General features: G+C 71.1%; 10 protein-coding genes. All 10 read right to left on the reverse strand.

Features of this window, described 5'->3' with window-relative positions:
• Positions 1 to 135 precede the first annotated feature (135 nt).
• Genes nuoN through nuoE form a run of 10 tightly spaced genes read right to left on the reverse strand, consistent with a single transcriptional unit; the run spans position 136 to position 13,175 of the window.
• Positions 136 to 1,782 (reverse strand): NADH-quinone oxidoreductase subunit NuoN, encoded by a 1,647-nt coding sequence (nuoN, locus tag ACIA79_RS29720; RefSeq protein WP_399431477.1) that lies wholly within the window; start codon positions 1,780 to 1,782, stop codon positions 136 to 138.
• A 17-nt stretch (positions 1,783 to 1,799) separates the two neighbouring features.
• Entirely contained in the window at positions 1,800 to 3,371 is a 1,572-nt protein-coding gene (locus ACIA79_RS29725; protein ID WP_399431478.1) for an NADH-quinone oxidoreductase subunit M, read from the reverse strand.
• A gap of 5 nt (positions 3,372 to 3,376) precedes the next feature.
• Positions 3,377 to 5,317: an NADH-quinone oxidoreductase subunit L gene (gene nuoL / locus ACIA79_RS29730; RefSeq protein ID WP_399431479.1), complete on the reverse strand. Its 1,941-nt coding sequence runs from the start codon at positions 5,315 to 5,317 to the stop codon at positions 3,377 to 3,379.
• A gap of 14 nt (positions 5,318 to 5,331) precedes the next feature.
• Positions 5,332 to 5,631, reverse strand: coding sequence for an NADH-quinone oxidoreductase subunit NuoK (nuoK, locus tag ACIA79_RS29735; protein ID WP_031077103.1), 300 nt, complete (start codon positions 5,629 to 5,631; stop codon positions 5,332 to 5,334).
• On the reverse strand, positions 5,628 to 6,512 hold the full coding sequence (locus tag ACIA79_RS29740) for an NADH-quinone oxidoreductase subunit J (RefSeq protein WP_399431480.1): 885 nt from the start codon (positions 6,510 to 6,512) through the stop codon (positions 5,628 to 5,630). Before ACIA79_RS29740 ends, nuoK begins: the two co-directional genes overlap by 4 nt.
• Positions 6,509 to 7,147, reverse strand: a complete 639-nt coding sequence (nuoI, locus tag ACIA79_RS29745) for an NADH-quinone oxidoreductase subunit NuoI (RefSeq protein ID WP_399431481.1) — start codon at positions 7,145 to 7,147, stop codon at positions 6,509 to 6,511. The genes ACIA79_RS29740 and nuoI overlap by 4 nt, the downstream gene beginning before the upstream one ends.
• Positions 7,134 to 8,498 (reverse strand): NADH-quinone oxidoreductase subunit NuoH, encoded by a 1,365-nt coding sequence (nuoH, locus tag ACIA79_RS29750; RefSeq protein ID WP_399431482.1) that lies wholly within the window; start codon positions 8,496 to 8,498, stop codon positions 7,134 to 7,136. The genes nuoI and nuoH overlap by 14 nt, the downstream gene beginning before the upstream one ends.
• Entirely contained in the window at positions 8,495 to 10,996 is a 2,502-nt protein-coding gene (locus ACIA79_RS29755) for an NADH-quinone oxidoreductase subunit G (RefSeq protein ID WP_399431483.1), read from the reverse strand. The genes nuoH and ACIA79_RS29755 overlap by 4 nt, the downstream gene beginning before the upstream one ends.
• Complete coding sequence (gene nuoF / locus ACIA79_RS29760) at positions 10,993 to 12,336, reverse strand: NADH-quinone oxidoreductase subunit NuoF (protein ID WP_399431484.1); 1,344 nt, start codon at positions 12,334 to 12,336, stop codon at positions 10,993 to 10,995. The genes ACIA79_RS29755 and nuoF overlap by 4 nt, the downstream gene beginning before the upstream one ends.
• Positions 12,336 to 13,175 carry an NADH-quinone oxidoreductase subunit NuoE gene (gene nuoE, locus ACIA79_RS29765; RefSeq protein WP_399431485.1) on the reverse strand — a complete coding sequence of 280 codons (840 nt, stop codon included), beginning with the start codon at positions 13,173 to 13,175 and terminating at the stop codon, positions 12,336 to 12,338. Before nuoE ends, nuoF begins: the two co-directional genes overlap by 1 nt.
• Between the last annotated feature and the right edge of the window lie 21 nt (positions 13,176 to 13,196).

The following is a 13,196-nucleotide window of genomic DNA, read 5'->3' on the forward strand; positions in this document are numbered from 1 at the left end:
CGCGGCCCCCCCCCCCCCACCCCCCCCCCCCCCCCCCCCCCCCCCCCCCCCGCCCGCCCCCCCCCCCCCCGGCGGGCGGGCGCCGCCCCCCCCCCCCCCCCCCCCCCCCCCCCCCCCACGGCCGTGCTGCTGCCGCTACCTCACGAAGGTTCCGGCCTGTCCGGCCAGATCGAGGAAGTACTGCGGCGCCACGCCCAGCACCAGCGTCACGGCGACGCCCACGGCGATGGTGGTCATCGTCAGCGGCGACGGCACGGCGACCGTCGGCCCCTCCGGCTTGGGCTCGCTGAAGAACATCAGCACGATGACCCGGATGTAGAAGAAGGCGGCGATGGCCGACGAGACCACACCCACGACCACCAGCACCCCGGCGCCGCCTTCCGCCGCCGCCTTGAACACGGCGAACTTCCCGGAGAAGCCCGACGTCAGCGGGATGCCGGCGAAGGCGAGCAGGAAGACCGCGAAGACGGCCGCGACGAGCGGCGAACGCCGCCCCAGCCCCGCCCACTTGGACAGGTGCGTCGCCTCGCCGCCCGCGTCCCGCACGAGCGTGACGACGGCGAAGGCGCCGATGGTCACGAACGAGTAGGCGGCCAGGTAGAACAGCACGGACGAGATGCCGTCGGGGTTGGCCGCGATGACACCGGCGAGGATGAAGCCGGCGTGCGCGATGGACGAGTAGGCCAGCAGCCGCTTGATGTCGGTCTGGGTGATCGCGACGACCGCACCGGCGAGCATGGTGACGATCGCGACGCCCCACATGACCGGTCGCCAGTCCCAGCTGAGCCCCGGCACCACCACGTACAGCAGGCGCAGCATCGCGCCGAACGCCGCCACCTTGGTGGCCGCCGCCATGAAGCCGGTCACCGGTGTGGGGGCGCCCTGGTAGACGTCCGGTGTCCACATGTGGAACGGCACCGCGCCCACCTTGAACAGCAGGCCCATCAGCACCATCGCGAAGCCGACGAGCAGCAGCACGTCACTGCCCATGGTCTCGGCGAGGGCCGGGGTGACCGCCGTCACCGAGCCGTCCACCACCTCGGCGATGCGGGCGTACGACACGGAGCCCGCGTACCCGTACAGCAGGGCGATGCCGAACAGCAGGAACGCCGACGAGAAGGCGCCCAGCAGGAAGTACTTCACCGCCGCCTCCTGCGACATCAGCCGCTTGCGGCGGGCGACGGCGCACAGCAGGTAGAGCGGCAGGGAGAAGACCTCCAGCGCGATGAACAGCGTCAGCAGGTCGTTGGCCGCCGGGAAGACCAGCATCCCGCCGACGGCGAACAGTGCCAGCGGGAAGACCTCGGTCGTCGTGAAGCCGGCCTTGACGGCCGCCTTCTCCTGCTCGCTGCCGGGCACGGCGGCGGCTTCGGCCGCGAACGAGTCGATCCGGTGGCCGTGGTGGGCCGGGTCGAGCCGCCGCTCGGCGAAGGTGAACACCGCGACCACCGAGGCGAGCAGGATGGTGCCCTGCAGGAACAGCGCCGGCCCGTCGACCGCGATGGCGCCCATCGCGGCGATGCCGGCCTTCGTCGAGCCGTACCCGCCGGCCGCGAGGCCGATCACTGCGGCGAAGGCGGCGGCCAGCGCCACGACGGTCAGGAAGACCTGCGCGTGGTAGCGGGCGCGGCGCGGGACGAACGCCTCCAGCAGCACCCCCAGCACGGCGGCACCCACCACGATCAGCGTGGGGGCCAGCTGGGTGTACTCGATGGTCGGCGCCCCGATCTTGTCGACCGGTTCGGCAGCCGTCGTCCACAGGCTGTGGACAGCCGCTGCCACAGGGACAGCTGTTGCACTCACTTGGCCGCCTCCACCTCGGGCCGGGGGTCCTTCTGCTGTACGTCGGACATGGTGTGGCGCACCGCCGGATCGATGATCTCGGTCACCGGCTTCGGGTAGACGCCGAGGAGCAGCAGCAGCGCGATCAGCGGCGCGACCACCACCAGCTCACGGGCCTTGAGGTCGGGCATCGCCCGCACCTCCGCCTTCACCGGGCCCGTCATCGTCCGCTGGTACAGGACGAGGGTGTAGAGCGCGGCGAGGACGATGCCGGAGGTGGCGACGATGCCCGCCACCGGGTAGCGGGCGAACGTGCCCACCAGCACCAGGAATTCGGAGACGAACGGGGCGAGGCCCGGCAGCGACAGGGTGGCCAGGCCGCCGACGAGGAACGTCCCGGCGAGCACCGGTGCCACCTTCTGCACACCGCCGTAATCGGCGATGAGGCGGGAGCCGCGCCGCGAGATCAGGAACCCGGCGACGAGCATCAGCGCGGCCGTCGAGATCCCGTGGTTGACCATGTAGAGCGTCGCCCCGCTCTGCCCCTGGCTCGTCATGGCGAAGATGCCCAGGATGATGAAGCCGAAGTGGGAGATCGAGGCGTACGCGATCAGACGCTTGATGTCCCGCTGCCCGACCGCCAGCAGCGCCCCGTACACGATGCTGATCAGCGCGAGCACGATGATCGCGGGGGTGGCCCACGTGGACGCCTCCGGGAAGAGCTGGAGGCAGAAGCGGAGCATCGCGAAGGTGCCGACCTTGTCGACGACCGCCGTGATGAGTACGGCGACCGGGGCGGTCGCCTCGCCCATCGCGTTCGGCAGCCAGGTGTGCAGCGGCCACAGCGGGGCCTTCACCGCGAAGGCGAAGAAGAAGCCCAGGAAGAGCAGCCGTTCGGTGGTGGCCGCCATCTCCAGCTCGCCGCTCGCCCGCGCCTCGGCGATCTCCGTCAGCGAGAAGTTCCCCGCGACGACGTAGAGCCCGATGACGGCGGCGAGCATGATGAGCCCGCCGACGAGGTTGTAGAGCAGGAACTTGACCGCGGCGTACGACCGCTGGGCCGCGGCGTTCTCGTCGGAGCCCGCGTGCGCCCGGTCCCCGAAGCCGCCGATGAGGAAGTACATCGGGATGAGCATGGCTTCGAAGAGGATGTAGAAGAGGAAGACGTCGGTGGCCTCGAAGGAGAGGATCACCATTGCCTCGACCATCAGGATCAGGGCGAAGAAGCCCTGGGTCGGCCGCCACCGCTTCGACTGCGTCTCCAGGGGGTCGGCGTCGTGCCAGCCGGCCAGGATGACGAACGGGATCAGCAGCGCGGTCAGCGCGACGAGCGCCACCCCGATGCCGTCCACTCCCAGCTCGTAGCGCACCCCGAAGTCCGCGATCCAGGCGTGCGATTCGGTGAGCTGGTAGCGGTCGCCGCCAGGGTCGAAGCGGACCGCGACGACCGCGGCCAGCACGAGCGTGGCGAGCGAGAACAGCAGCGCCAGCCACTTGGCGGCCGTGCGGCGCGCGGCCGGCACGGCGGCGGTGAGGACCGCTCCGACGGCCGGCACGGCCGCGGTCAGCGTCAGGAGGGGGAAGGACATCGCGGTCACACTCCCCTCATCAGCAGGGTCGCGGCGATCAGCACCGCCGTACCTCCGAACATCGAGACCGCGTAGGAGCGGACGAAGCCGTTCTGCAGCTTGCGCAGTCGGCCGGACAGGCCGCCGACCGTGGCGGCGGTGCCGTTGACGACCCCGTCGACCAGGGTGTGGTCGAGGTAGACCAGGGAGCGGGTGAGGTGCTCGCCGCCGCGGACCAGGACGACGTGGTTGAAGTCGTCCTGGAGGAGGTCGCGGCGGGCGGCGCGGGTGAGCAGCGAGCCGCGCGGCGCGACCACCGGCACGGGCCGGCGGCCGTACTGCGCGTACGCGATGCCGACGCCGACGAGCAGCACGACGACCGTGGAGGCGGTGACCGCCCCCGCGCTGATCGGCGGGTGGCCGTGCTCGAACGCGGTGACCGGCTTCAGCCAGTTGACGAACGCGCTGTTCAGCGAGAACAGCCCGCCCGCGAAGACCGACCCGAAGGCCAGCACGATCATCGGGATCGTCATGGACCGGGGCGACTCGTGCGGGTGCGGCATCTCGCCGGGCCGGACGTCGATGCCGGGCTCGACACCGGGCGTCCTGTCCGGGTCGGGAGCGGGCTGCCAGCGCTTCTCGCCGAAGAACGTCATGAGCATCACGCGGGTCATGTAGTACGCGGTGATGCCCGCGCCCAGCAGGGCGACGCCGCCCAGGATCCAGCCCTCGGTGCCGCCCTTGGCGAAGGCCGCCTCGATGATCTTGTCCTTGGACCAGAAGCCGGACAGACCCGGGAAACCGATGATCGCCAGGTAGCCGAGGCCGAAGGTCACGAAGGTGACCGGCATGTACTTGCGCAGGCCGCCGTACTTCCTCATGTCGACCTCGTCGTTCATGCCGTGCATGACGGAGCCGGCGCCGAGGAATAGCCCGGCCTTGAAGAAGCCGTGCGTCACCAGGTGCATGATCGCGAAGGCGTAGCCGATCGGGCCCAGGCCGGCGGCCAGGACCATGTAGCCGATCTGCGACATCGTCGAGCCGGCCAGCGCCTTCTTGATGTCGTCCTTGGCGCAACCGACGATCGCACCGAAGAGGAGCGTGACCGCGCCGACCACCGTGACCGCGAGCTGCGCGTCCGGGGCGCCGTTGAAGATCGCGCCGGAGCGGGTGATCAGGTAGACGCCGGCGGTCACCATGGTCGCCGCGTGGATCAGGGCCGAGACCGGGGTCGGGCCCTCCATCGCGTCCCCGAGCCAGGACTGCAGCGGCACCTGCGCCGACTTGCCGCAGGCGGCCAGCAGCAGCATCAGCCCGATCGCCGTCAGCATCCCCTCGGACGTCTCGCCGGTGGAGGAGAGCACCGGGCCGAAGGCGAAGGTCCCGAAGGTGGTGAACATCAGCATGATCGCGATGGAGAGGCCCACGTCGCCGACCCGGTTGACCAGGAAGGCCTTCTTCGCGGCCGTGGCCGCGCTGGGCTTGTGCTGCCAGAAGCCGATGAGCAGGTACGAGGCGAGGCCGACGCCCTCCCAGCCGAAGTACAGCAGGAGGTAGTTGTCGGCGAGGACCAGCAGCAGCATCGCCGCGAGGAACAGGTTCAGGTAGCCGAAGAAGCGGCGCCTGCGCTCGTCGTGCGCCATGTACCCGATCGAGTACAGGTGGATGAGCGTGCCCACGCCCGTGATGAGCAGGACGAACGTCATCGACAGCTGGTCGAGCTGGAAGGCGATGTCCGCCCGGAAGCTCTCCACCGGCACCCAGCTGAACAGGTGCTGGTGCAGGGCCCGTTCACCGGAGCCCTTGCCGAGCATGTCGAGGAAGAGCACCGCGCCGATGACGAAGGAGGCGGCCGCGAGCAGTGTGCCGAGCCAGTGCCCGGCCCGGTCCAGCCGGCGGCCGCCGCACAACAGGACGGCCGCTCCGAGCAGAGGCGCCGCGACGAGCAGCGCAATCAGGTTCTCCACGATTCAGCGACCCCTCAGAGCTTCATCAGGCTGGCGTCGTCGACCGAGGCCGAGTGGCGGGAACGGAACAGCGACACGATGATCGCGAGCCCGACCACGACCTCCGCGGCGGCGACGACCATCGTGAAGAAGGCGATGATCTGGCCGTCGAGATTGCCGTGCAGACGGGAGAAGGCGACGAACGCGAGGTTGCAGGCGTTGAGCATCAGCTCCACGCACATGAAGACCACGATCGCGTTCCGCCGGATCAGCACCCCGGCCGCTCCGATGGTGAACAACAGGGCGGCCAGGTACAGGTAGTTGACCGGGTTCACTGCGCGTTCTCCTCCTCACGGTCCCGGGACTCACGGGGCTCACGGGCCTCGGGGACGTCACGGGCCTCGCGGTCGCCGCCGAGCCGCTCCTCGGCGCGCCGCTCCAGGGCCCGCAGGTTCTCCAGGGCCTCGCGCGACACGTCGCGGATCTGGCCGCGCGCCCGCAGGGTCTTGTTGACGGTGAGCTCGGACGGCGTGCCGTCGGGCAGCAGGCCGGCGATGTCCACCGCGTTGTGCCGGGCGTAGACACCGGGCGCGGGCAGCGGCGGCAGGTGCTTGCCCTCGCGCACCCGCTGCTCGGACAGCTCCCGCTGGGTGCGGGCCCGCTCGGTGCGCTCCCGGTGCGTCAGGACCATCGCGCCGACCGTGGCGGTGATGAGCAGCGCGCCGGTGATCTCGAAGGCGAAGACGTACTTGCTGAAGACGAGCGCCGCGATGCCCTCCACGTTCCCCCCGGCGTTCGCCGTGCCGAGGCCGTTGAAGGTGCGCAGCGAGGCCTGGCCGATGCCGGCGACGAGGAGGATGCCGAAGCCGAGCCCGCAGGCCGCGGCCAGCCAGCGCTGCCCCTTGATCGTCTCCTTGAGCGAGTCGGCGGCGGTGACGCCGACCAGCATGACGACGAAGAGGAACAGCATCATGATCGCGCCGGTGTAGACGACGATCTGGACGATGCCGAGGAAGTACGCGCCGTTGGCGAGGTAGAAGACCGCCAGGACGATCATGGTCCCGGCCAGGCACAGCGCGCTGTGCACCGCCTTGTGCATCAGGACGGTGCACAGTGCGCCGATGACGGCGATGATGCCGAGCACCCAGAACTGGACGGCCTCGCCCGTGGACGTCGCGGTCGCGGCGGCCAGCGGGGCGGTGGCGAACACGCTCATCCCCCGATCACCTTCTTCGAGGCGGGCTCGGTCGCTCCGAAGTCCGAAGCGGCCTCCTGCGGCTGCTCGCCGCCCGGTTCCTCGCCCTTGCTGACGGCGGTCTGCCGGACCGTGCCGGGCGCGGCCCCGGTGACCAGGCCCCGGTAGTAGTCCTGCTCGTCCATGCCCGGGTGGATGGCGTGGGGCGAGTCGACCATGCCCTCCTCCAGGCCCGCGAGGAGCTGCTCCTTGGTGTAGATCAGGTTCTCGCGGGAGCTGTCGGCCAGTTCGAACTCGTTCGTCATGGTCAGTGCCCGGGTCGGGCAGGCCTCGATGCACAGCCCGCACAGGATGCAGCGGGCGTAGTTGATCTGGTAGACGCGGCCGTACCGCTCACCGGGCGAGTAGCGCTCCTCGTCGGTGTTGTCCGCGCCCTCCACGTAGATGGCGTCGGCGGGGCAGGCCCAGGCGCACAGCTCGCAGCCGACGCACTTCTCCAGGCCGTCCGGGTGCCGGTTGAGCTGGTGCCGGCCGTGGAAGCGCGGCGCCGTGGTCTTCTGCTGCTCCGGGTACTGCTCGGTCAGCCGCTTCTTGAACATGGCCTTGAAGGTCACGCCGAAGCCTGCGACCGGGTTCTGGAAGTTACTCTCGGACACCGTCGGCCTCCTTTCCGTCACTGTCAGTATTGACTCCACCACTGACAATCAACTCGCCCTCGCGGCGAGGCCGTCGGCGAGGCACCGGCGGCAGGCTCTGACCGGGCAGCGGCGGTACGGGGAAACCGCCGGCCATCGGGTCGAACTCGGCGGGCGGCGGCGCGGCCTCCGCCTCCTGCTTCGACTTCCTGTCGCGGAAGACGTCGACGACGAAGGAGAGCAGCAGGACCGCGATCACCGCGCCCGCGACGTACAGCACGATCTCCTGGAAGTCGTAGTTCTCGTTGCGCAGGGCCCGCACGGTCGCCACAAGCATCAGCCAGACGACCGAGACCGGGATGAGGACCTTCCAGCCGAGCTTCATCAGCTGGTCGTAGCGCACGCGGGGCAGCGTGCCGCGCAGCCAGATGAAGAAGAACAGCAGCAGCTGCACCTTGAGGACGAACCAGAGCATCGGCCACCAGCCGTGGTTCGCGCCCTCCCAGAAGGTGGAGACGGGCCACGGGGCCCGCCAGCCGCCCAGGAAGAGGGTCACCGACACCGCGGAGACCGTCACCATGTTCACGTACTCGGCGAGCATGAACATCGCGAACTTGATGGAGCTGTACTCGGTGTTGAAACCGCCGACCAGGTCCCCCTCGGACTCCGGCATGTCGAACGGCGCGCGGTTGGTCTCCCCCACCATGGTGACGATGTAGATGAGGAAGGAGACCGGCAGCAGCAGGACGTACCAGCGGTCCGCCTGCGCCTCGACGATCGCCGAGGTCGACATCGACCCGGAGTAGAGGAAGACGGACGCGAAGGCGGCGCCCATCGCGATCTCGTACGAGATCATCTGCGCGCAGGAGCGCAGACCGCCCAGGAGCGGGTAGGTCGAGCCGGACGACCAGCCGGCGAGCACGATGCCGTAGATGCCGACGGACGCCACGGCCAGGATGTAGAGCATCGCGATCGGCAGGTCGGTCAGCTGCATCGTGGTGCGCTGTCCGAAGATCGAGACCTCGTTGCCGGCCGGGCCGAACGGGATCACGGCGATCGCCATGAACGCCGGGATCGCGGCGACGATCGGCGCGAGCACGTACACGACCTTGTCGGCCCGCTTGACGACCACGTCCTCCTTCAGCATCAGCTTGACGCCGTCCGCGAGGGACTGGAGGAGACCCCACGGCCCGTGCCGGTTGGGCCCGATGCGCAGCTGCATCCAGGCCACCACCTTGCGCTCCCACACGATGGAGAACAGCACGGTGACCATGAGGAAGGCGAAGCAGAAGACGGCCTTGACGACGACGAGCCACCACGGGTCGCGGCCGAACATCGACAGGTCTTCCGCTGCCAGGGTGTACGGGATCATGCCTCCACCTCCGTGGGGGCCGCGGCGTTCGGGGTCGCGGGGGCGATGCGGACCAGCCGGCCGGGCGTGGCGCCCGTGGTGGACAGCACGCCGCCGGGGGTCGAGTTGAGCGGGAGCCAGACCACGCGATCGGGCATCGGCGTCACCCGGAGCGGGAGTTCGACACTGCCGGACGGGCCCGTCACAGCCAGCAGGTCGCCGTCCTTGACGCCCGTCTCGGCCGCGGTGGCCGGGGAGAGGCGGACGACCGAGGCGTGCCGGGTGCCGGCCAGGGCCTCGTCGCCCTGCTGGAGGAGGCCGAGGTCGAGCAGCATGCGGTGCCCGGCCAGGACCGCCTCGCCCGCGCCCGCGCGGGGCAGCGGCCGCGCGGACTCCGCCGGAGCGTCCGCCCGCGCGCCGTCCCACGCACCGAGCCGGTCCAGCTCACGGCGTACGGCCTTCGCGTCCGGCAGCGCGAACGGGACGTCGAGGGTGTCGGCCAGCATGTGCAGCACCCGCGCGTCGGAGGGGGCGGCCGGCCGCGTCATGTGCTGCGGCTTCAGCGCGGCGTCGAACATCCGCACCCGGCCCTCCCAGTTGAGGAAGGTGCCGGACTTCTCGGCGACCGCCGCCACCGGGAACACCACGTCCGCCCGCTCGGTGACCTCGCCCGGCCGCAGCTCCAGCGACACGACGAACGCCGCGTCGAGGGCCTCCCGCGCGCGGGCCGGGTCGGGCAGGTCCGCGAGCTCCACGCCGGCGACGAGCAGGGCGCCCAGCTCACCGGTGGCCGCGGCCTCCACGATCTGCCCCGTGTCCCGGCCGTACCGGTGCGGCAGTTCGCGCACACCCCAGGCGGTGGCGACCTCCTCCCGCGCGCGCGGGTCGGTCGCGGGACGCCCGCCGGGCAGCAGCGACGGGATCGCGCCCGCCCAGAGCGCGCCGCGCTCACCGGCCCGGCGCGGGATCCACACCAGCTCCGCCCCGGTCGCCGCCGCGGCCCGCACGGCGGCGGACAGCGCGCCCGGCACGCCGGCCAGCCGCTCACCGACCAGGATCACCGCGCCGGGCCCGCGCAGCGCCTCCAGGGCCGCGGTCCCGACGGCGTCCAGCCCGGTCCCGGAGGCGAGCGCGTCGAACCACTCGGTCTCCGTGCCGGGCGCGGCCGGCAGGAGCGTGCCGCCCGCCTTCTCCAGGCCCCGGGTGGCGTACGGCGCCAGCGCGAAGGTCCGCTGGCCGCGCTTGCGCCACGCCTTGCGCAGCCGCAGGAAGACCCCGGGCGCCTCCTCCTCGGCCTCCAGGCCGGCGAGCAGCACCGCGGGGGCCCGCTCCAGGGACGCGTAGGTGACGCCGCCCCCGGCCCCGAGGTCCCGGCCCCGGCCGGCGACGCGGGCGGCGAGGAAGTCGGCCTCCTCGCTGCTGTGCACGCGGGCGCGGAAGTCGATGTCGTTGGTGTCGAGCGCGACCCGGGCGAACTTGGCGTAGGCGTAGGCGTCCTCGACGGTCAGCCGGCCGCCGGTGAGGACGCCGGTGCGCCCCCGGACCAGGCCGCGCGCCGCCGCCTCCAGCGCCTCCGGCCAGCTGGCCGGCTCCAGCTCACCGGTCTCGGCGCTGCGCACCAGCGGCGTGGTGAGGCGGTCGCGCTGCTGCGCGTACCGGAACGCGAAGCGCCCCTTGTCGCACAGCCACTCCTCGTTGACCTCCGGGTCCTCGGCGGCCAGCCGCCGCATGACCTTGCCGCGCCGGTGGTCGGTGCGGGTGGCGCAGCCTCCCGCGCAGTGCTCGCACACGCTCGGCGACGACACCAGGTCGAAGGGGCGGGAGCGGAACCGGTACGCCGCCGAGGTGAGCGCGCCGACCGGGCAGATCTGGATGGTGTTGCCGGAGAAGTACGACTCGAACGGGTCGCCCTCGCCGGTGCCGACCTGCTGGAGCGCACCCCGCTCGACCAGCTCGATCATCGGGTCGCCGGCGACCTGGTGGGAGAAGCGGGTGCAGCGGGCGCACAGCACGCACCGCTCGCGGTCGAGGAGCACCTGTGAGGAGATCGGCACGGGCTTGGCGTAGGTCCGCTTCCGCCCCTCGAAGCGGGAGTCGGCCCGGCCGTGCGACATGGCCTGGTTCTGCAGCGGGCACTCGCCGCCCTTGTCGCAGACCGGGCAGTCCAGCGGGTGGTTGATCAGGAGCAGCTCCATCACGCCCACCTGCGCCTTCTCGGCGACGGGCGAGGTCAGCTGGGTCCTGACGACCATGCCGTCGGTGCAGGTGATCGTGCAGGAGGCCATCGGCTTGCGCTGGCCCTCCACCTCGACGATGCACTGCCGGCAGGCACCGGCCGGGTCGAGGAGCGGGTGGTCGCAGAACCGGGGGATCTCGATGCCGAGCTGCTCGGCGGCACGGATGACCAGCGTCCCCTTGGGGACGGAGATCTCGGCCCCGTCGATGGTGAGCGTGACGAGGTCTTCGGGCGGGACGGCCGCGCCGCCGCCCCCTGCGGGGCTGGATGCCATGACGGTCACGCCGTCACCTCCACGTGATTGTCCGCCCAGGCGGTCGACTTGGCCGGGTCGAAGGGACAGCCCTTGCCCGTGATGTGCTGCTCGTACTCGTCGCGGAAGTACTTCAGCGAGGAGAAGATCGGCGATGCGGCGCCGTCACCGAGGGCGCAGAAGGACTTGCCGTTGATGTTGTCGGCGATGTCGTTCAGCTTGTCGAGGTCGCTCATGGCGCCCTTGCCCGCCTCGATGTCGCGGAGCAACTGGACGAGCCAGTACGTGCCTTCGCGGCAGGGCGTGCACTTCCCGCACGACTCGTGCGCGTAGAACTCGGTCCACCGGGTCACGGCGCGCACGACGCAGGTCGTCTCGTCGAAGCACTGGAGCGCCTTGGTGCCGAGCATCGAGCCGGCGGCGCCCACGCCCTCGTAGTCGAGCGGGACGTCAAGGTGCTCGTCGGTGAACATCGGGGTGGAGGATCCGCCGGGCGTCCAGAACTTCAGCCGGTGGCCCGGCCGCATGCCGCCCCCCATGTCGAGCAGCTGGCGCAGCGTGATGCCGAGCGGTGCCTCGTACTGGCCGGGCGAGGCGACGTGGCCGCTGAGCGAGTACAGCGTGAAGCCGGGGGACTTGTCGCTGCCCATCGACTTGAACCAGTCCTTGCCCCGGTTCAGGATCGCGGGAACCGACGCGATCGACTCGACGTTGTTCACCACAGTGGGGCACGCGTACAGACCGGCGACCGCGGGGAAGGGGGGACGCAGCCGGGGCTGGCCACGACGGCCTTCGAGCGAGTCGAGCAGCGCGGTCTCCTCACCGCAGATGTACGCGCCCGCGCCCGCGTGCACGGTGAGTTCGAGGTCGAGTCCGCTGCCGAGGATGTTCGTGCCGAGGTAGCCCGCCGCGTACGCCTCGCGCACGGCTTCGTGCAGCCGTCGCAGGACGGGCACGACCTCGCCGCGCAGATAGACGAAGGCATGGCTGGACCGGATCGCGTAGCAGGCGATCACGATCCCCTCGATGAGGGAATGCGGGTTCGCGAAGAGGAGCGGGATGTCCTTGCAGGTCCCGGGCTCCGATTCGTCGGCGTTGACAACCAGATAGTGCGGCTTGCCGTCTCCCTGGGGGATGAACTGCCACTTCATCCCGGTGGGGAAGCCCGCGCCGCCGCGGCCGCGCAGGCCGGAGTCCTTGACGTACGCGATGACGTCGTCGGGTGACATCGCGAGGGCCTTCTTCAGCCCCTCGTACCCGTCGTGCCGCTGGTAGGTGTCCAGCGTCCAGGAGCCCGGCTGGTCCCAGAAGGCGGACAGGACCGGTGCGAGCAGCTTCTCGGGGCTGGTCATCTCGGTTGCCAACGTCATCACTCCCCCTCCTCGTCGACCGGGCCGACCGGACCGGACGGGTGCTGCGGGTCGGAGGCCGAGGTCGGCTGCGGCGCGTCGTGCGAGCTCAGGTGTCCGGAGCCGGGCATGGGCGCGTCGTGCGGGGCGGCGTCCCGCGGGGCCTCGCCGCGCGGGTGCACCACGCGCGCACCGGGCGCGGCCTCGCCCTTCGCGAGCCGGAGCCCCACCAGGGAGGCGGGGCCCGCGCCGCCCGTGGCCTCCACCGCGCCGGGGCGCTCGTCGGGGAAGCCGGCCAGGATCCGGGCGGTCTCCTTGTACGTGCACAGGGGCGCGCCGCGGGTCGGTGCGACGGGGCGGCCAGCGCGCAGGTCGTCGACGAGCCTCCTGGCCGACTCGGGGGTCTGGTTGTCGAAGAACTCCCAGTTGACCATCACGACGGGGGCGAAGTCGCAGGCGGCGTTGCACTCGATGTGCTCGAGGGTGACCTTGCCGTCCTCGGTGGTCTCGTTGTTGCCGACGCCGAGGTGCCGCTTCAGCTCGTCGAAGATGGCGTCGCCGCCCATGACGGCGCACAGGGTGTTGGTACACACCCCGACCTGGTACTCGCCGGAGGGCTTGCGCCGGTACATGGAGTAGAAGGTGGCGACGGCGGTGACCTCGGCGGTGGTCAGGCCCAGGGTCTGGGCGCAGTACCGCATGCCGGTGCGGGAGACGTACCCCTCCTCCGCCTGCACCAGGTGCAGCAGCGGCAGCAGCGCGGAGCGGCTGTCCGGGTAGCGTCCGATGATCGCCTCGGCGTCCGCGTCCAGCCGGGCCCGCACCTCGGCGGGGTAGTCCGGGGCGGGGAGCTGTGGCATCCCCAGGCTGGTGGGGGGTTC

The organism is Streptomyces sp. NPDC051310 (assembly GCF_044455245.1).
Classification (GTDB): Bacteria; Actinomycetota; Actinomycetes; order Streptomycetales; family Streptomycetaceae; genus Streptomyces.